This is a genomic window from Kitasatospora sp. NPDC053057 (assembly GCF_044546945.1).
Taxonomy (GTDB): domain Bacteria; phylum Actinomycetota; class Actinomycetes; order Streptomycetales; family Streptomycetaceae; genus Kitasatospora.
Map to the genome: position 1 here is coordinate 39,379 of NZ_JBITZP010000047.1, position 17,581 is coordinate 56,959.

Genomic DNA, 17,581 nt, shown 5'->3' on the forward strand with positions numbered 1-17,581 from the left:
AGCCGCCGCGCTCCCGCATGGCCGAGTGCACCTGCGACATCGTGCTGGCCCCGGAGCCGGAGACGAGGGCACGAACGCTCTGGAACCACACGACGGTACGGCGCCACGTGCACGCGCCGCTTCGAGACCTCCTCGCGGACATGGCGGCCGGGCGCGAGCGGTGCATGTACTGCGGGGACAACCAGGGCACCGACATCGACCACTTCGAGCCGATCGACCGGCACCCGATGCGCGCCTTCGACTGGACCAACCACGTCCTCGCCTGCTCGCAGTGCAACAGCCACTTGAAGGGCGCCGCGTTCCCGCTCGACGACGGCAGCAGGCCGCTTCTGATCGACCCCACGGCCGAGGACCCGACACCGCACCTGCGCCTGGTCCTGGCAGCCGGCATCTACCACCCGCTCACCCCCAGGGGCCAGGCCACCATCGACCTGTTCGACCTCAATCGGGGCCTGCTGGCCAAGGGCCGGGTCAACGCCTTCCACGTCACGAAGGCCTGCGTCGCCCAGTGGGCCCATGCCACGGCCCAGGGCGACCACGATGCCGCCGCCCACTGGGCCACGGTGGTCAACGAACAGCCGATAGCCGACGTGGTGCAGGCCATGCTGCACCAGGCACTCGACCCCGCCGCCGAGATCCTCTTCGAGGACGACCCGCAGCTCCTCGCCCACCTCCGCGAGCCCCGGCTCCGGTCGGCTTTGCTGATCCGGTAGGACGCCGCAGTTGGGCCCCATCGGGTGACCCCTGCGCGTGCAGGGAGGAGGGCCAGGGGCACTTTCATCCGCCTGGCGACCCCGGCTGACCCCTGCGAGTGCAGGGAGGAGCTTTCTGACCTGCGGCCCAGCAGAGCCTTTGCCGATTCTTGACCGTGCTACGTGTCCGAATGCGACTATGAATTGGGCTGTTGACACGTCAAGGAGCGCATCCCATCCTGCCATGCGCTGCGCGCACCAACTACTGTTTTGTTTCGGTGAGTTCGGTGAGATACGACGGTTGATAACCGTCCTCGGCCAGCTCACTTGGGCACGTAGCGGACCATGTTATGGCCTTTGGGGCTGCGAGCTACTCAGCCCCGTACCGCCTTGTCGATTCCGCGTGACTGGTTGCCGAAATCGTTCGAACGACATCGCGCCTACCAGTGTTGCCTTCCTACCCGGCAGGATGGCCCGGAGGTGGGACGACCAGAGCGTCGAGGGCCTGTTGGGCTCGGCCGAGGGTGTCCTTGCCGGCGCGGCGCAGGCCGGCCTTGGCGTACTTCTCGACCATGGTGGTGGACTTCCAGTCCTCGGTGATGACCAGGATCTCGGCGGGGCTGTAGCCCTGGGCGGCGAGGTCGGCGGGGACGCCTGCGCGCAGGCCGTGGCTGGTGGCGTTCTTGGCGTCGAAGTCGGGGACGCGGGCGACCATGCGCTTGAAGGCGCGGTTCACCGCGTGGCCGGTCATGCCGGTTCCGGAGGCGGGGACGGGCATGAGTCGGCCCCAACGGGTGATGCCGCGCAGTAGTGGCAACTGCGGCTCCGCTTGGCCGAGTTCGGCAAGGAGTGAGATGTAGGTGCGGACGACGGTGATGGAGACCGGCTCGCGGATGACGTACTCGCGGCCGGTGGACCAGTGGTCGTTCTTGCTGGTGCGCTTGCCGACGATCATCTGCTCGGTGCCGTCCTCCAGGTGCTCGAAGAGAATGGAGTCGATGCGGTAGGCGGCCTGTTCGGAGCGGCGGGCGCGGGTGCGGTAGCCGAGGTGCAGGATGGTCAGGTCGCGCCAGCGGGCGAGCGGGATGTCGGCGGTCGTGCCCTGTTGGAGGTGGGCGATGCGGGCGGCGTCGACGGGCGGGCTGGACTTCGGGGCGCGGCGGGCGCGGGCGTGGTCGGCGGCCTGCTTGCGGATGAGTTCGGCGGTGGCCTTCTTCGGCGGCCAGTTCTCATACCCCGCACGGGCGTTGGCGTCGCGGACCGCGGCCATCGCCAGGCGCAGGGAGCTCACCGGCGCGCCCGTGCCGTCGCGTCCGCCGCGGCGGCGCAGGTGGGAGATGTAGGAGACCAGGTTCGCTTCGCTGGTGCGCGGCCCGGGGTGGCGGCCGTTGTCGGCGCACCAGCGGGCGAAGTAGCGCCACTGTTCGGCGTAGGTCTGGCTGGTGCGGGCCGGCCGGGCGGTGGCGAGGTCGTCGGAGGCGTCCTCGGTCAGTGTCTCGTTCGGGTCGACGCCGTCGAGCATGAACTGTACGAGTGCCTGGCTGTCGTCCACCAGCTCGCCGACCACGATCTCGGGCAGGTAGTCGGCCTCCGCATCCACGGGCGCTCTCCTTCCGGTGCGGCGGGCTGATGATCCGTCCGGGACAGCCTATCTGTACCAGGTGCTGTATCGCATCCTCTAAATCCAGTTAGAGGACGCGATACGTAGATTGATACATAACCAGGATCTGGGGAATGCCCTCCCGTCTGGCACGTGTTTAGTGGGGTTATTTGTGTTCAGGTCCCTGGGCTGCAAAGGTGTCAGCCATGAAGATCACGATCACCGTGGAGAACCCGACCCCCGAGGCCCTCGAAAAGCTGCTCGCCCTCGCCGCCATGCCGACCGCCGTCGTGACCGCGGTGCCCGACGACCGCTGGACACCGGAGCGGGCCCGCTCGTACTACGACCGGCTCCCGCCCCGTGCCCAGCAGATCCTGCTGCAGGTCGTCCACGGTGAAGGCGAGTGCGCCGCAGAGGAGTTGAAGGCGAACGGCCGGAACCTGCGGGGATCCACCGGGGCCTTCCGACGCGTGCTCTCCGAGGGCAAGCGAACCGGCCTCTGGCCGGACGCCCTGCCCGTGCCACTGGTGTCCCACATCGTCGGCGGGCAGCTCAAGAAGCTTGAGATGCCGGGCTCCGGCACCGACCAGTACGCGTATCCGGTCTTCGCTGAAGGGCTGCGCGACGTGCTGTTCACTGGGCGAACCGGTTGCTGATGGTGTGCGGTCCGCCATCTCATTTCCTTCTCCGAATCTGGGGGCTTCGAATACCGTTGTCGGCCAGGTCTTTGACATGCGCGGCCCGGGCGGCGTCACGGCCCGTCCCATCGACACCTACGAGTTGACCAACCAGGGGAGCTGACCGCCCGTGCAGGGCCAGATCATCGGACAGATGGACGAACACCGCCGCAAAAACGGGTTCCTGGCGCCCGCCGAGATGGCCGCCCTCGCCGAGACGAACACCGGGTGCTCCCTCGGCCCCGGCGGCGTCCAGATCAAGGCCAACCAGCCCGGCTCGGTGCCGTCCGTCGGCGACTTCGCCGCGGCCGCCGTCGAGCGCCAGCTCGCCTACCACCCGCGGAGCAAGTGATGAACGGGGCGACCGCCGACCGGGTACGCGATGTCACCCTCGGGCTCGGCCTGATCGGCATCGGCCGGCCGTGGCCGACCCCGGACGCCCCGGTGTGCCCGGCCGAGCAGGCCCGGGCACTGCTCGACCGCGCGGTCGCACTGGGCATCCGCTTCTTCGACACGGCCGCCGCGTACGGCCGCAGCGAGGCGGTGCTCGGCGAGTACCTGCGCGACCTGCCCGTCGGCCGACGCGACGACCTGCTGATCGCCACCAAGTGCGGTGAGACCTGGCCGGCCCCGGTGGGCCCGCCGGACCACTCGCTCGGCGCCCTGGAGACGAGCTTCGAGCGTTCCCGCGAGCTGCTGGGGCGCGTGGATCTGCTGCAGCTGCACAAGTGCACGGTCGACGACCTGCGCGACGAGCGCCTCCTCGCCTGGTTCGAGGGCCTGCGGGCCTCCGGCGAGGTGGGCGCGGTCGGCGTCAGCGTCTCGTCCGAGGAGGCACTGCGCGCGGCGCTCGACATCGCGGTCTTCGACACCGTCCAGTTCCCGGCGAACTCCGCCAGCACGGGCCTCACCGCCGTGTTCGCCGAGGCCGAGCGCGCCCACCTGCCCCTGCTCAACCGGCCGATGGCCTCCGGCGCGATCGCCGGCACCGGCAACCCCTTCGCCTTCCACCGGGCGGCCTTCCAGCGCGCGGTCGTCCTGACCGGCACCACCAAGGTCGGCCACCTGGAGGCGAACACAGCGGCGTTCGCCGCAGCCACGGCCGCAGCCACGGCGACAGCCGCAGCGGCCACGGAGCAGGACCGGTGGATGACCACGACCGAGACCCGACGGCGGTGAAGGCAACCAGAACCGAATCGCGGCCAGTTTAGGAGGATGACGTCGTCGCCGTCGGCGAGCAGGTAGGTGATGGAGCCGGTCGATCGATCACCGGTCGGTCTCCATGACCTCCATGCCCTCCCTGCCCTCCCGCGCTGGCCGGGTCCGCTGGGAGGGGAGGCCGGTGCGCTCGTTCTGCAGGTCCCACAGTTCCCTGAAGTGGCCGCCCTCGTCGGCCACCAGCTCGGCGAACGTGCCCTCCTGGAGGACCCTTCCGTCTTCCAGGACCACGATCCGGTCGGCGACGGCCACGTTGGTGAGCCGGTGGGTGACCAGGACGACGGCCCGCTCCCGTGCGACGGCCCGCAGGTTCTGGAAGATCCGGTGCTCGGCGCGCGGGTCGAGGGCGGCGGTGGGCTCGTCCAGGACGAGCAGTCCGGCCTCGCGGTGGAACGCCCGGGCGATGGCCAGGCGCTGCCACTGGCCGCCGGACAGTTCCTCGCCGCCCATCCACTCCACCGCCAGCAGGGTGGACAGGCCCCGGCGGAGCTTGGCGACGACGTCGGCCGCCCCGGAGGCGTCGGCGGCGCGCAGCACCGCCGCGTCGCCCTCGGCGGTGGGCTGGCCGAGCGTGATGTTCTCGCGGCAGGTCAGCGGCCAGCGCGCGTAGTCCTGCGGGACGACGGCGACCTGGCGCCACAGGGCGTGCGGGTCGAGGTCGCGGGTGTCGCGCCCGTCCCAGCGCACCGATCCGGCATCGGGCAGGTAGAGCCCTGCCAGGAGCTTGGAGAGGGTGGTCTTGCCGGAGCCGTTCTCCCCGACCAGGGCGAGGATCTCGCCGCGTTCGACGTGCAGGCTCACCCCGTCCAGCGCCTTGCGGTCGGAGGCGGGGTAGGCGTAGCCGAGGTTCTCCACGGTGATCCGGCGCGGCGGCTCGGGGGCTTCGGTGCCGCGTTCGGGGCGGTGGCCGCCGGCGGTGTCGAGGAAGTTCGACCAGTCGTCCAGATACATGCCGGTGCGGAAGAGGTCCGCGCCGTAGCCGACGATGCCGTGCAGGCTGGTGCCGACCGCGGTCAGGGCGAACACCGCCGCTCCGCCGCGCGGCAGGCTCATCCGGCCGGTGCTGACCAGCCACAGCATCGCCCCCCACACCATCGCGGTGCCGAGGCCGGACGCGGCGGCCCCGATCACCGACACCCGGGCGCTCTGCCTCGCCGCCCGCCGCGAAGTGGCGTCCAGCCGCCGGCCGACCTGGTCGTACTTGGCGAGCAGGAACTCGCCCATGGTGTCGGAGCGGACCTGGTCGGCGTTGCGCTTGAGGTGGATGTACCAGCGCAGGTTGGCCATGATCCGGCGGTCGCCGATCGCCGCCCGGTTCGCCAGGAACTGCACCCGGGCGGCGTGCACCGACGCGATCCCCTGCGGCAGCGCCGCCAGCACCAGCAGCGGCAGGAGGGCGGGGTGGAGCATGGTCAGCACGCCGGCCGCGCCGAGCAGCGAGGCGAGGGCGGCGAGCAGGTTCTGCGCCTCCCCGACGATGTCCACGCAGACCTCGGCGCCGCGGTCGGCGGCCTCCAGCTCGTCGTTGTAGCCGGCGTGGTCGTAGGCGGTCAGTTCGGCCGCCACGGTGGCGCGCAGCACCGCGGCCTCCGCCTCCCGGGAGATGCGCGGCGACAGGTGGATGGTGACGGTCCGGATCGTGATGCCCAGCAGGGAGCGGGCGCCGGCGGCCGCCGCGATGACGAGGATCGACGGCGCCGCGTGGGCGAGCCTGTCGTCGAGCCGGCCCAGGCCGAACAGCGCCGAGATCGTGCCGGTGGTCGCGAACAGGCCCGCCGCGCCGAGCACCGCGGACACCGCCTGGCAGGTCAGCAGCAGCGCGACGGAGACGCGGTCGATGCGCCAGCCGAGGCGGAAGGCGCGGACGACGAGCGCGGGGAGGCGGCGGGCCATCGCGCTGACGCTGATCGCCTCGATCGCCTCGATGCGGCGTCCGTCGGCGAGCCACCGCAGTTCCTCGTCGGGGGCCTCGGCCGACGCCGTGGTCGTGGTGCTCACGCGTTCGCCTCCTCGCGTGCCGTGCGCGGGGCGGGTGGGACGTGGATCGCCGGGGCGGGGGGACAGGCCACAGATCCTCCAGACGAAGCGCGGTGCGCGGGTGTGGGGTAGCTCCGGACTCGGTTTGCGGGAAGGCTCAATTTCCCTCTTTCGAAGCCAAGTTGACGGATCGAGCAGGGCTGGATGGCGTCCGATGATGGTGCTGTTCGAGTTCGGCGTTCAAGCGGATTTCCTCCGGGCGAGCCCCGGACGAAAGAGGACTTTTCGAGCACGCCCCGAGCACCGGCTACGGTGTCCTCCAGCCGGTCGCACATAGCTTGGGGAGGACACCGGAGCCCAGTGCGCAGGCGGCGAGAGCCTGTTCGAGTGCGGTCGTCCGGGTGGGGCCGAGGCGGCCACGGATGCCCTGTCTGGCGAGGAGGCCGTGTAGCGCGTAGCCGTCGCCGGTTTCACCCGTTCGGTTGGACAACTGCTCGATCAGGTTTCCGGGCGACGCACATGTCCAGGGCTGACAGTGTCGAGCGCGGTCAGGGCGAGACAGGTGTCTGTACTCGTTGAAGTGCTCAGGCGGAGGCGGCGGATGAACGCTGCTCGGCCTGGTGACTGTCAGGCGGAAGGTCTGCTACTGGCGTGCCGAGAGAACCACCGGTCCGCCGTATGCGGGGCCCGGCGTGGGTCGATCAGTTCCGAGATCCTCATTGGCCCATATCTCCAGCCTGCACGCGGGGAGGAGCGGGCGATTTCCTCGGCGCTGCGGCCCCGCCTGCAAGAGCTGACCTCCGCAGGCGGGAGGAGGACCTCTGCCGGCCCACTGCCGGGCGGTGGTTCAGTGCGACGAGAACGGGTCCTCGTACTTGGGAAGGATGTCGGGGCGTCCGTCGGGCAGGGTCGGCTCGGGGACATGGGTGCCGAACGGGTCGTGGTCGCGGATGACGGGAATGGGGCCGACGGCGGCTTGGAAGGTGATGGTGCCAGCGGCGCCGACGAGCAGGCACACGTCGTACCCGGCGGGTGTGGAAGCGAACATGGCTGGCTGGCGAGGGTTGACGGCGGTGATCCGGTATCCCCGGGCCTGCCAGCCGCGTTCGGTGATGCCCAGCAGCGCGCCGTACTTGGACGGGGCGACCTTGGTCATGACGTACCGGTCGCGAGTGGCAGTGGCGTAGCCCAAGGAGTGGTCGTCCGGGCCCGCGGTCCGTTCGGTGGACCACGGCCATCCGTCCCGGTACCTCAGCGGGGGACGGATGGCGGACATCGCCTCGTCGAGGAGCGCGTCGAGTGCGTGGACGGCCTGTTCGGGGGGCATGGGGATGGGGAGGCTTTCGGAACGAGGAGACGGAGAACGGTCCCGCGGGGGGCGCGGCGGTCAGACCGACCAGTACGGGTCGTCGTACTTGGGCAGGACGTCCGGGTTGCCATTGGCCATGACCGGGTCTGGAGTGGGGGTGCCGAACAGATCCTGGCCTTCGGGTACCGGGACGGGGCTGACGGTGGCCCCGATGTCGATGTTCCCGGCGGGATGGATGGTGATGCTGACGCCATAGCCCTCCGCCGTGGTGGCGAACAAGGCTTTCAGATTGGCGGGCCCGGTGTCGATCCGGTAGCCCTTGGCCTGCCAGGTGCCGCGCACCGCGGCCATCAGGGCGTCGTACTTGCCGGGGGCGATCTTGGTCATCACGTGGCGCTCGCGGGAGGCCGCGGCGTAGCCGAGGGAGTGCTCGTCGAGGCCTTTGGAGTACTGCACGGTGGCCTGCGGCCAGGCGTCCCAGTACCGCAGCGCCGGCTGCACGCCCGAGGTCGTCTCCGCCAGCAGGGAGTCGAGCTTCTGCAGGGCCTGGGCGGGCGGGATGAGAGGGCCGGGAGTCTTCCCCCCGCCCTGGCCGGCGCCCGCCCCGGCGCCGGCGGCGCAGGCGGTGGCACCGAGGGTGAGGACGGCGAGGGCCGCCGACAGGCGCAGGGCGGGGCGGGAACGGTGGTTCATCGGTGATCCTGCCTTGTGACCTGCTCGGGGATGTTGTACCCCGGGTCGTTCTTCTCGGCCTTCGACGGAGCGGGCCAGGACACCGTCCCGTCATCGGCGACGGTCAGCCCCAGGTTCCCGGCCTCCTGCAACGCCACCTGCAGCTTGGACTGCGCCAGCAGGAAGCTCTCGGAGGCCTCGCGCAGGAGCCCGGAGACCGCCGACATCTCGGTGTGCGCGGCGTCCAGCCGATTGCTGGTGCGCTGCAGTGAGGCGTTGGCGGCGCCGGCGGCGTTGCCGACCCAGTTCGCGTTGAAGACGTGCTTGAGGACCTCGTGCTGCATGTTCTGCACATGCTTGCCGAAGTTGGTGGAGAGGGTGTCGTAGGCGGTGGCCGCCGGCGCCAGGCCGGACAGGTCGGTGTCGCGCAGCTGGGCGAGGGTGACCATCAGCTCGTCCCCTGCGGGACCAGCCCGGGCGGCTTCAGACCCGTGGCGCTGTTCTTGTCCGCGTTGCGGTAGTCGGTGGCGGTCTGACTCAGCTTCAGGCCGACCCCGTCGACCTCGGAGGCGAGCTTGTTCAGCAGGTCCTCCCACGCCGCGGTGCAGTTGTGCAGCGAGGCGCCGACCTGCCAGCCCGACAGCGCGGCGACCGCCGTGTCGGAGGGCTGATGGATCGCCTTGAGCTCGCCGGGCATCGCCTCACCGCTCTCCTTGGCGGCCTTGGCCGCCAGGTCCAGGTCCGCCGGATTGACCCCGAACGTCGGTCCGAGCGGCGGCGTGGCGTAGGGAGCGGCGTAGGGCCCTCCCGGCCCGTCCGAGCCTGCGTACGCGTTCATGGACTACGGTCCCCCCTGTCAGCTGGCCTGCGCCCGCCCATGGATCGGCGTTGTCGTGGCCGCGCTGCGGTGCACATGACCGCACGTCCAAGCGAGTTGTTTGTACAGGTGAACGTAGCAGACCGCGATCATGACTGATCCGCGCGGACCGCCACCGATGAGCGGGACCGCGCTGCTCAGCAACGTGCGACAGGGGCCAGCCGTACCCCGCGTTCGGGCTACGGCTGGCCCCCACAGGTGCGGGGCGAATGCGCCCAAGGCCCGCGTCTACGGCTCCTGCCATGCCTGCGGACATGACAATCGCGCCGGATCTGCCTCGAGGCGATGCCGGCTGACGTCGTCGAAGTCGGTGGAGGCCGACAACTCGGCCCATGCCAGCATGTCGCGCTCGAAGGCCTCGCGTCCGGCCTGGACGAGCCGAAGCGCGTCGGTGCCGAGCAGCAGGTGCGTCGGCGGCTGGTCGGCCGCCACGATTCGCAGCACCGCGGCCGCGGCCTTGTCCGGGTCGCCCGGCTGGCGCCCGCTGCCGTGGACGCGCCGGGCGCGCAGCGGCTCGAACAGCTCGTCGTAGTCGGCGATCACACGGGGTGCGCGGATCATCGAGCGGCCGGCCCAGTCGGTCCGGAAACTGCCCGGCTCGACGGCGGTGACACGGATGCCGAAATCGGCGACCTCCTTGCCGAGCGTTTCGAGGATGCCCTCCACGGCGAACTTGCTGCCGTGGTAGAAGCTGAGGCCCGGCATGGTGATCAGCCCGCCCATCGAGGTGACGGCGATGATGTGGCCCGAACGGCGCTTCCTCATGTGCGGCAGCACGGCCTTGATCACCGCCACGGTTCCGTAGACGTTCACCTCGAACTGACGGCGAAGGTCATCCATCGACGACTCCTCGAAGAGGCCGTCATGGCCGTACCCGGCGTTGGCGACGAGTACGTCGACCGGGCCGAGGTCGCGCTCGGTCCCGTCCACGACCGAGCCCACCGCGTCATGGTCGGTCACGTCCAGGATGCGGGCGTGCGCGTCGCCGGCGAGCTCCTCGAAGGCCCGTGCGTCGGCGGGCGTGCGCACCGTGCCCACCACCCGGTGGCCCGCGGCCAACGCCGCGCGTGCGAGTGCGCGGCCCAGGCCGGTGCTGACGCCGGTGATCAGGAATGTCTTGGTGTCCGACACAGGAGTTCCCTTCGTGCGATGCGAACGGAGGCCGACCGGGGCGGTTGGGCCCCGGCCGGTCTCGACACGTTCCACTTCAGCACCGGAACCGGCTGCCGATCGGCTTCCGGGGGGTCCGCCTCGCCCCGGGGACAGCCCGACCAGGGGACAGCCGGACCGGGGGACTGTCAGTCCCCCCTTCGCGGGCCGTCGGGGCGGTCCTGGGCCCTATCGTGAACGGCATGGACCGCAACACAGCTCTCGGTGAGTTCCTCCGCTCCCGGCGGGCACGGATCACCCCGCGCCAGGCGGGCCTGTCCGACGACGGGGGCTCCCGGCGAGTGCCGGGACTGCGCCGCGAAGAGATCGCGCGACTGGCGGGCGTGAGCGTCGACTACTACGTACGCCTGGAACGCGGACGCCGACTGAACGCCTCCGAGACCGTGCTGGACGCCATCTCCCGCGCGCTGCGCCTCGATCCCGTCGAACGCACCCATCTGTTCCAGCTCGCCAAGCCCGCCGCAGGCAGGCCCCGCCGCACGGCGACACGTCCGCAGCCGGTCCGCCCGGGGCTTCGCGACCTGCTCCGGATCCTCGAGCACACCCCCGCCCTCGTGCTGGGGCGGCGACTGGACGTCCTCGCGTCCAACCGGATGGCACGTGCGCTGCTCACCGACTTCGACGCGCTGCCGCACCGCGAGCGGAACCTGGTGCGGTTCATGTTCTGCGACGAGACCGCCCGCTCGCTGTACACCCACTGGGAGATCCACGCCCAGGACATCGTCGCCTCGCTCCGGCTCTACGCCGGACGCCATCCCCACGATCCACTGCTGGCCGAACTCGTCGGCGAACTCTCGATCACGGATGAGGACTTCCGCCGCTGGTGGGCCGACCAGAACGTGCATCGGCACGCGCATGGCAGCAAACGCTTCCACCACCCGGTCGTCGGCCCGCTCACCCTCAACTACGAGTCCCTCACCCTGCCCGCCGACCCGGACCAGCGGCTGAGTGTCTACACCGCCGAGGCAGGCTCCGGCTCCGAGGAGGCGCTTCGGCTGCTGGACGCGTGGATACGGCAGCCCGAGACCCCGCACGGGCAGCACGCGGATCCGGATCCCAATGTCATCGAGGACGTTGCGGCCGACCCCGTGCTGCCACGGGCACGGATGGACCGCATCATCACCGATGCCGACCTGTGACGGAACACGACAGCAGCCCCGAAGCAAGCACCCGAGCGCGCATCGGGAAAGGCGGCGTCATCGTTGCCGCGTCCTCCGCCGGTCAGGCGTCGAGCACCTGGCCGTGGCGCCTGACGACCGGCCCTTCCGCCGACCACGGGAACTCGATCCAGTCGTCGGTCCTCTTCCACACGTACTCGCACTTCACGAGGGAGTGCGACTTCTCGTAGATGACGGCGGACCGGACCTCGGCGACGTGGCTGAGGCAGAAGTCGTGCACCAGCTTCAGTGTCTTGCCCGTGTCGGCGACATCGTCGGCGATCAGGACCTTCTTGTCGGTGAAGTCGATCGCCGCGGGGACGGGCGCCAACATGACGGGCATTTCGAGAGTGGTGCCCACGCCCGTGTAGAACTCGACGTTCACCAGGTGGATGTTCTTGCAGTCCAGCGCATACGCCAGACCGCCCGCCACGAACACGCCGCCGCGGGCGATGCTCAGGACGAGGTCGGGCTCGTAGTCATCGTCGGCGATCGTCTGCGCGAGTTCGCGCACCGCCCGGCCGAAGGTCTGGTAATCCAAGATCTCGCGCGCATCAGTCACGGCGTTCAGTGTCCCCGGCAGTCGGCCAGTCGGCCAGTCGGCCAGTCGGCCGGTCGGCGAGCAGCGGCACGCTGAGCACTGGCGGCGGGCCGTTCCGTCCCCGTACGGAACGGCCCGCCGACGGCCGCTACTTCAGCAGGAAGTCGTACACCGCCTGCCGTCCGGCCGGGTTCGCCGCCCGGTTCTGCACCGAGTGCGCCGCCCCGGGCACGATCACGATCTGCGGGTCGTGCGCCATCTCGGCCACCTGGTAGAGCACCTCGTACGGGGTGGAGACGTCCCGGTCGCCGCCGAGCAGCAGCACCGGCACGTCGGGCAGCTTGCGGTGGTCCGACGGCGCCGGCGGCACCTGCTCGCGCGGCCAGTCGAGGCAGACCAGGAGGCTGCCGAGCCCGGTCGCGGTCGCCGGGTCGTACGGCCAGGTCTGATCGGCGGTCAGCTGCTGCCGGGTGCGCTCCAGCGCCGCCGCGCGGTCCGCGACGGGGGTGTCGGTGGTGCCCCACGGGAAGCGCGAGTCGGAGCACAGGGCGGCGGAGTGCAGCCCCTGGCTGAGCTCCTCGGCGGGGGCGGCGTCGACCTCCCGGTGGACGAGGTCGAAGAAGTCCTGGAGCTTCGCCGGCTGCCCGGCGGCGGCCTCGTGCAGGATTTCCGGGACCCCGCCGTAGTCCGGGTCGATGAACTCGTAGCCGGTGAGCGCACTCAGGATCTGCGCCCCGTTGCCGTACCGCCGGACGGTGGCGGCGAGGTCGGCGGCCGGGTCGGTGGTGCAACCGGTGGCCTGGCAGGCGGCCCGCAGGACCCGGGCGGTGGCGGGCAGCGCGGCCAGGTCGAGGGGGTCGAAACCCTGTCGCGGCGCCACCGAGTCGAGCACCAGCCGGGCCACGTGCGCCGGGTGGGCGAGCGCGTACCGCTGGGCGACGAAGCTGCCGTACGAGACGCCGTCCAGGGTGAGGCGCCGGTCGCCGAGGGCGCGGCGCAGCAGGTCGATGTCGGCGACGGTGTCCGCCGTGCTGTAGTGGCGGGCGTTCGGGCCGAGGGCGGCGGCGCAGTCGGCGATCGACTGCTTGCGCGGCACGGCGAGGTCGGAGGAGCCCATGTCCTCCTGGAGGCCCGGGCACTGGAGCGCGCCCCGGCCGGTGCCGCGCTGGTCGTACATCACCAGCCGGTAGTCCTTGAGGACGGGCTCCAGCTTGCCCGCCATCCGCTTCATCGCCGGGACGCCGGGCTGACCGGGGCCGCCGGTGAGGTACAGCAGATCGCCCTTGGGCGCCGTGGTGTTGCCGGTGACGGCCACCTCCAGGTCGAGGGTGCCGGGGGTGGCACCGCTGTGGTCGAACGGGACGGTGAGGGTCCCGCAGATGAACTCCGGTGCGTCCGGACAGGGAGCCTGCCCGGTGATCCCGCCGCCGACGCGGGCCGGTCCGGCCGTGGCGGCGAAGCCGACGGCGGGGGTGGCCAGGGTGGTGCCGGCGACCACCGCGACGGCGCCCAGCAGGGCGGCGACGCGGCTGCGCGTGCTCGTCATGTTCAACCCCTTCCGGTCGTACCGCGTCCGCACGGACGCGGTCATGGAATCAGCCTGCGTACGGGGGCGCTTCGATGGCGAGCGTTCGGGCGGGATTGGACCAGCGCCTCCGACGGATTCGCCGGTCTGTGCTCCCAGCGCGCCGAGGACGTCGCCGCCCGCCGCCCACCTCGCCGCCGCCCCCTCGCCGCCGCCCTGACCGGCCTACGCCGGGCCGCCGAGGGTGGCCCGACGGACGCGGGCACCGGCCGGCTCCTCCTCGGCTGGAGCACGGGAGGGCACTGGCTGCGCAGCGACCCCAGGGGCTGACGCCCGCGTGCGCGGGGAGGACGGCCACGCCACCGAAGACGCCGCATCGGGTCCGACCCGGCCGGCGGGGCAACGGTTCGTGTGCTGCCCCCGCCTGTGCTCGCGGCATACCGCCTGCCCTACGCTGTGCTCTTCATCGAGCTGAGGGGGGTTGCCGTGTCTCAGGTGACGCAGGGTCTGGCGACGGCCGGGGTGGTGCTGGTGGCCGGTGGTATCGCGTTGGGGCTGTACCCCGTGGATGACGCGTGTGGGTCGCCGTGGTCGCCGAAGGAGGGCGGGTCGTACGGGGACGTTTCGGAGTCCTGCAAGCTGCGGGTGGCCGACCGTCAACCGATGTCGTGGCTGATGACGATCGGTGGTGCGGCTGTCGTGGTGGGCGCGATGGTGACCGGCCGTCAGCCCCTGCCGGGTCCGGTGTCGGTCCCGCCGGTACCGGCCGGACCGCCCACGGTGGGCGGGGACGGACGGTAGGTCCCGTCCGAAGGACGGTAGCTTCCATCCCGAAGGACAGTAGGTCCCGTCCCTCAAGGAGTGAAGTGAGCGGCCCGCCACGGGGGATGAGGGCGGGCCGCATCCGGATCCTCGGCATGGCCGACATGCTCTTCTGCCTCCCCTGCGGCATCATCGATCAGTTCCCCGACGTGCCGAGTTCCCGGGCCTCACCGGCCTGTCCGGCCGAGGTTCGCCGTAGCGCCGGTCCGCTACGCGCGTCAAACCGAGGGAACCCCTCCGGCCCAGTTGACGTCATGGACCTCAGAACAGGCTGGAGCGGTCCGGGGGGAGTGGTCGTTGATGGACTTCAAGGCGCGCATGGGGGACCAGCGCAACCGTTCACGGGTGGCCGTCGCCGTGGCGGTCGCCGTCACGGTGGCGGCCGCCTGGGCGATTCCGACCGTCACCGAGTCGATCGCCGCCCCCCACCCGACCGCCGCACACGAGCGGGACACGACCGCCGACGGCGACCACAGCGGCCAGGACGGCGCCCAGGGCAGCGGCGGTGGCGGTACGCAGGGGGCCGGGGGCATACCCGAGGGCATAGCCCACGCCTCCGAGGCCGGAGGCAACGCCGTCAACATCACCATCGACGACGGCCCCGACCCCGTCTGGACCCCGAAGGTCCTTGCCGTCCTCAAGCAGTACGGCGTGAAGGCGACGTTCTGCATGATCGGACCGCAGGCCAAGGCCCACCCCGACCTGGTCAAGCAGGTCGTCGCGGCCGGCCACCGGCTCTGCGACCACACCGTGGACCACGACACCACCATGGACAAGAAGCCCGTCGCCTACCAGGAGAAGGAGATCCTGGACGCGAAGAAGATGATCGAGGAGGCCGCGGGCGCCGGCGCCGAAGTGCAGTACTATCGGGCCCCCGGCGGCTCCTGCACCCCCGACAGCCGGCGCATCGCCGCCGCGAACGGCATGCGCCCGCTCGGCTGGAACATCGACTCCAAGGACTTCACCAGGCCCGGCACGGCCGCCATCGTCGACACCGTCAAGAAGGAGATCGGCAACGGCCCGACCATCCTCTTCCACGACGGCGGCGGCGACCGCCAGCAGACCGTCGACGCCCTCGGCCAGGTGCTCACCTGGCTGAAGAGCCAGGGCCGCCCCACCGGCTTCCCGGTCCGCACCACCCAGTGACACGACGTCGAGGTGCACCTGACCGTGGCCAACCGACACAATCCGTTGACTTGCAGTGACATCCGCTCCGCGAGGTGATCGTTCCCGCGACTTTGGAGATCATTTCCCGCGCGGTCCTGCCCGGCGCAGCGCGCTGCTGGGAGGGCACTTGCTGTGACCCTTCGGGCCGCCGGTGAAGCTGTTCCGGGCGGCGCCGAACGCGCACGAGGGCGGGGACCGGTACTCGGTCCCCGCCCTCGTCGGGTCTCAGCGGTGGGTCGCGGCCTTGCGGCGGCGTGCGACCACGAACAGCGCGCCGCCGACGGTGATGGCCGCCGCGCCGGTGCCCGCGATCAGGAGCGTGCCGTCGCTACCGGTGTGGGCGAGGTCGCCGCTCAGCGCGTGGGCGCTGGGGGAGGCGGTGCTCGTGGCCGAGGCCGTCGTGCTCGGGGCCTGGCCCGGCGTCGAGGGCGTGGCGGTTGGCCGCGCGATCGGCGGGGCGGAGGTCGGGCGGCTACTCGGCGTCGGGCCCTGCGAGGGCTCCGAGGTCGGGACGGGGCCGGGGATCGAGCCGCTCGCCTGGGTGCCCAGCTGGACCGAGACCGACTCGTGCGACGGGTCCGGTTCAAAGGACAGCTTGGCGATCGTGGCGCCGGTGCCGTACAGGCTCTCCTGGTCCTGGAGCGTCACCTGGACGGTCGGCGGCGTGGTGCCGGCATCGACCGACAGCCCGAACGGGAACACCTTCTCCAGCCCGCTCGCCACCCAGATCGGGGACTCGCACAGGTACTTGTCCGGGTGGGCGACCTGCTTGCCGTTCTCCCAGGTCTTGGGCCGGCAGCCGTCCGGAACCTTGGTCACGGTGACGCCGGCGGGGATCGCGGCCTGGACGGTCACGACCGCGTCGCCGCTGCGGTAGAAGATCGAGGCCGGGCCGCTGTTGCGGAAGCCGACCGACAGCGTGCCCTGCTTGTCGCCGTTAGGCTTCCAGGAGCCCAGCGCAGAGAAATCGGCGGTGTTCGTGGCCAGCACGTTCTGCTCGACGCGGTTGTCGTAGCTCGTGCGGGGTGCGCTGAGTAGGCCGGGGTCGTTGGCCGGCTTCACGGTCAAGGCCGGGCCGGTGCCGCGCTGGAAGGTCAGCCGCTTGCGCCAGTCCGAGATCTCGGAGAACTGGGCGTCCTCGGCCGGGGACACCGTGATGTCCGCGAAGGTGTACCAGGCGCTGTCGGTGATGCCGAGCTGCAGCGGGTCCAGGGCGACCACCTGACCAGGCGCGACCGTGGTGTCCACGGTGCAGATCGCGACGGAGTCACCGGGCCAGGTCTTGTCGCCCCAGCCGCCGTCCGGCTCGGACGCGAACTCGCAGTTCGACGGGCGCTGCTTGAAGTCAATGCCGGAGATGGCGTCGAGGGCCACCACGACCTTGCCAGCCGGCAGGTCACCGACGTTGGCGAACTCCACCGACGGCGTCAGCACGGTGCCGGGCTTGACGTTGTTCTGGTCGGCGAGCGGCTTGGCCTTGAAGTCCGGCCCGCCGACGTCGACCCGGACGTCCCGGCTCGCGCTCTGCGCGTTGGACGCCGTCAGCTTCAGGTGCAGCACTCCGTGGCTGCCCGGGGTCGCCCCCTGTACAGCACTGAGCCACGGGTTGTACAGGAGGTTGATCCGGTCGAAGTTCAGCTCGTGCTCGTCGCACGTGATGGTCTTGCCCGCGGTCGCGCAACCGGGAACGGTCAGGTCCGCAACGCCGGCCAGGTCGGTGGTATCGAACACGACCTTCACGTCGTGCGCGGTGCCCGAGCCGATCCGGCCGATCTCGATGTGCAGGTTCTGGCTGCCCCGACCCGGCTGCGCAGGCTTGGTCGGGATCTGGACGGTGGAGTTCGAGACTCCGGTGAAGGTGAGCTTCAGGTCGTCCGCGTGCGCCGGGACGGCGGTCGCCCCGAGGACGACGGCGGCGATGGTGAAGGGCGCGTAGAGCGCGCGTCTGCGCGAGTTGCGCATGTGGAAGGTCCCCCTGGGGTCGTGACGGGCATGCCGGGACGGATCTGCCAGGACGGGCATGCCGACGGGAACATCTACTCGACCGGTGGAGCGGTCCGCAATTTCCGTCGGCGTGACGCCTTCTCAGCTTGCCGTTTAACCTCGGCGGTCACTCGACCTGCTGAGATCTCCGGGATTCGGCAGCACGTGACGCGGCCGTTCTTCACGCTTCGAGA

Annotated in this window: 17 protein-coding genes; 7 read left to right on the forward strand and 10 right to left on the reverse strand. The window is 70.9% G+C overall.

The window, feature by feature from the left end; genetic code table 11:
• Positions 1–17: 17 nt before the first annotated feature.
• Complete coding sequence (locus ACIG5E_RS33210) at positions 18–713, forward strand: HNH endonuclease (protein ID WP_396539870.1); 696 nt, start codon at positions 18–20, stop codon at positions 711–713.
• A gap of 436 nt (positions 714–1,149) precedes the next feature.
• Here the strand turns inward: ACIG5E_RS33210 and ACIG5E_RS33215 are convergent, their stop codons facing one another.
• Positions 1,150–2,292: a hypothetical protein gene (locus tag ACIG5E_RS33215; protein WP_396539872.1), complete on the reverse strand. Its 1,143-nt coding sequence runs from the start codon at positions 2,290–2,292 to the stop codon at positions 1,150–1,152.
• A 206-nt stretch (positions 2,293–2,498) separates the two neighbouring features.
• Between ACIG5E_RS33215 and ACIG5E_RS33220 the strand changes: the two genes are divergently transcribed.
• From ACIG5E_RS33220 to ACIG5E_RS33230, 3 genes are all read left to right on the forward strand, one after another.
• Positions 2,499–2,948 carry a hypothetical protein gene (locus ACIG5E_RS33220; protein WP_396539874.1) on the forward strand — a complete coding sequence of 150 codons (450 nt, stop codon included), beginning with the start codon at positions 2,499–2,501 and terminating at the stop codon, positions 2,946–2,948.
• Between the two features lie 175 nt (positions 2,949–3,123).
• Positions 3,124–3,321, forward strand: a complete 198-nt coding sequence (locus ACIG5E_RS33225; protein WP_396539876.1) for a hypothetical protein — start codon at positions 3,124–3,126, stop codon at positions 3,319–3,321.
• Positions 3,321–4,148, forward strand: coding sequence for an aldo/keto reductase (locus ACIG5E_RS33230; protein WP_396539878.1), 828 nt, complete (start codon positions 3,321–3,323; stop codon positions 4,146–4,148). Before ACIG5E_RS33225 ends, ACIG5E_RS33230 begins: the two co-directional genes overlap by 1 nt.
• Before the next feature lie 87 nt (positions 4,149–4,235).
• Here ACIG5E_RS33230 and ACIG5E_RS33235 read toward each other — a convergent pair whose 3' ends face one another.
• The 6 genes from ACIG5E_RS33235 to ACIG5E_RS33260 all read right to left on the reverse strand — a co-directional run bounded on the left by ACIG5E_RS33235 (position 4,236) and on the right by ACIG5E_RS33260 (position 10,153).
• The gene (locus ACIG5E_RS33235) at positions 4,236–6,185 is read right to left on the reverse strand and encodes an ABC transporter ATP-binding protein (RefSeq protein WP_396539880.1); all 1,950 of its coding nucleotides are present in this window, start codon (positions 6,183–6,185) and stop codon (positions 4,236–4,238) included.
• 826 nt (positions 6,186–7,011) lie between these two features.
• A complete protein-coding gene (locus ACIG5E_RS33240) occupies positions 7,012–7,491 on the reverse strand; it encodes a hypothetical protein (RefSeq protein WP_396539882.1) in 480 nt (159 codons plus the stop codon).
• Positions 7,492–7,551: 60 nt separating this feature from the next.
• Complete coding sequence (locus ACIG5E_RS33245; protein WP_396539884.1) at positions 7,552–8,166, reverse strand: hypothetical protein; 615 nt, start codon at positions 8,164–8,166, stop codon at positions 7,552–7,554.
• A complete protein-coding gene (locus tag ACIG5E_RS33250; RefSeq protein ID WP_396539886.1) occupies positions 8,163–8,594 on the reverse strand; it encodes a hypothetical protein in 432 nt (143 codons plus the stop codon). The genes ACIG5E_RS33245 and ACIG5E_RS33250 overlap by 4 nt, the downstream gene beginning before the upstream one ends.
• Positions 8,594–8,983, reverse strand: a complete 390-nt coding sequence (locus tag ACIG5E_RS33255; protein WP_396539888.1) for a hypothetical protein — start codon at positions 8,981–8,983, stop codon at positions 8,594–8,596. Before ACIG5E_RS33255 ends, ACIG5E_RS33250 begins: the two co-directional genes overlap by 1 nt.
• Positions 8,984–9,250: 267 nt before the next feature.
• Positions 9,251–10,153 (reverse strand): oxidoreductase, encoded by a 903-nt coding sequence (locus ACIG5E_RS33260; protein WP_396539902.1) that lies wholly within the window; start codon positions 10,151–10,153, stop codon positions 9,251–9,253.
• Positions 10,154–10,374: 221 nt separating this feature from the next.
• Between ACIG5E_RS33260 and ACIG5E_RS33265 the strand changes: the two genes are divergently transcribed.
• A complete protein-coding gene (locus ACIG5E_RS33265; protein ID WP_396539890.1) occupies positions 10,375–11,331 on the forward strand; it encodes a helix-turn-helix transcriptional regulator in 957 nt (318 codons plus the stop codon).
• A gap of 82 nt (positions 11,332–11,413) precedes the next feature.
• Here the strand turns inward: ACIG5E_RS33265 and ACIG5E_RS33270 are convergent, their stop codons facing one another.
• Together ACIG5E_RS33270 and ACIG5E_RS33275 are read right to left on the reverse strand one after the other, a co-directional pair.
• The gene (locus ACIG5E_RS33270; RefSeq protein ID WP_396539892.1) at positions 11,414–11,911 is read right to left on the reverse strand and encodes a phosphoribosyltransferase; all 498 of its coding nucleotides are present in this window, start codon (positions 11,909–11,911) and stop codon (positions 11,414–11,416) included.
• A 127-nt stretch (positions 11,912–12,038) separates the two neighbouring features.
• The gene (locus tag ACIG5E_RS33275; RefSeq protein WP_396539894.1) at positions 12,039–13,436 is read right to left on the reverse strand and encodes an alpha/beta fold hydrolase; all 1,398 of its coding nucleotides are present in this window, start codon (positions 13,434–13,436) and stop codon (positions 12,039–12,041) included.
• Positions 13,437–14,537: 1,101 nt separating this feature from the next.
• Between ACIG5E_RS33275 and ACIG5E_RS33280 the strand changes: the two genes are divergently transcribed.
• Positions 14,538–15,383, forward strand: coding sequence for a polysaccharide deacetylase family protein (locus ACIG5E_RS33280; RefSeq protein ID WP_396539896.1), 846 nt, complete (start codon positions 14,538–14,540; stop codon positions 15,381–15,383).
• A gap of 246 nt (positions 15,384–15,629) precedes the next feature.
• Here ACIG5E_RS33280 and ACIG5E_RS33285 read toward each other — a convergent pair whose 3' ends face one another.
• Positions 15,630–17,366, reverse strand: coding sequence for an LPXTG cell wall anchor domain-containing protein (locus tag ACIG5E_RS33285; RefSeq protein ID WP_396539898.1), 1,737 nt, complete (start codon positions 17,364–17,366; stop codon positions 15,630–15,632).
• Positions 17,367–17,387: 21 nt separating this feature from the next.
• Between ACIG5E_RS33285 and ACIG5E_RS33290 the strand changes: the two genes are divergently transcribed.
• Positions 17,388–17,581 (forward strand): hypothetical protein (locus ACIG5E_RS33290; protein WP_396539900.1); only part of this gene is annotated, 194 nt, incomplete at its 3' end.

Bases quoted from the DNA above. Each gene is read 5' to 3' on its own strand.
- ACIG5E_RS33250 (WP_396539886.1), bottom strand. From the start codon at position 8,594: ATGGTCACCCTCGCCCAGCTGCGCGACACCGACCTGTCCGGCCTGGCG.
- ACIG5E_RS33280 (WP_396539896.1), top strand. From the start codon at position 14,538: ATGGACTTCAAGGCGCGCATGGGGGACCAGCGCAACCGTTCACGGGTG.
- ACIG5E_RS33210 (WP_396539870.1), top strand. From the start codon at position 18: ATGGCCGAGTGCACCTGCGACATCGTGCTGGCCCCGGAGCCGGAGACG.
- ACIG5E_RS33225 (WP_396539876.1), top strand. From the start codon at position 3,124: ATGGACGAACACCGCCGCAAAAACGGGTTCCTGGCGCCCGCCGAGATG.
- ACIG5E_RS33230 (WP_396539878.1), top strand. From the start codon at position 3,321: ATGAACGGGGCGACCGCCGACCGGGTACGCGATGTCACCCTCGGGCTC.
- ACIG5E_RS33220 (WP_396539874.1), top strand. From the start codon at position 2,499: ATGAAGATCACGATCACCGTGGAGAACCCGACCCCCGAGGCCCTCGAA.
- ACIG5E_RS33245 (WP_396539884.1), bottom strand. From the start codon at position 8,166: ATGAACCACCGTTCCCGCCCCGCCCTGCGCCTGTCGGCGGCCCTCGCC.
- ACIG5E_RS33285 (WP_396539898.1), bottom strand. From the start codon at position 17,366: ATGCGCAACTCGCGCAGACGCGCGCTCTACGCGCCCTTCACCATCGCC.
- ACIG5E_RS33275 (WP_396539894.1), bottom strand. From the start codon at position 13,436: ATGACGAGCACGCGCAGCCGCGTCGCCGCCCTGCTGGGCGCCGTCGCG.
- ACIG5E_RS33240 (WP_396539882.1), bottom strand. From the start codon at position 7,491: ATGCCCCCCGAACAGGCCGTCCACGCACTCGACGCGCTCCTCGACGAG.
- ACIG5E_RS33255 (WP_396539888.1), bottom strand. From the start codon at position 8,983: ATGAACGCGTACGCAGGCTCGGACGGGCCGGGAGGGCCCTACGCCGCT.
- ACIG5E_RS33265 (WP_396539890.1), top strand. From the start codon at position 10,375: ATGGACCGCAACACAGCTCTCGGTGAGTTCCTCCGCTCCCGGCGGGCA.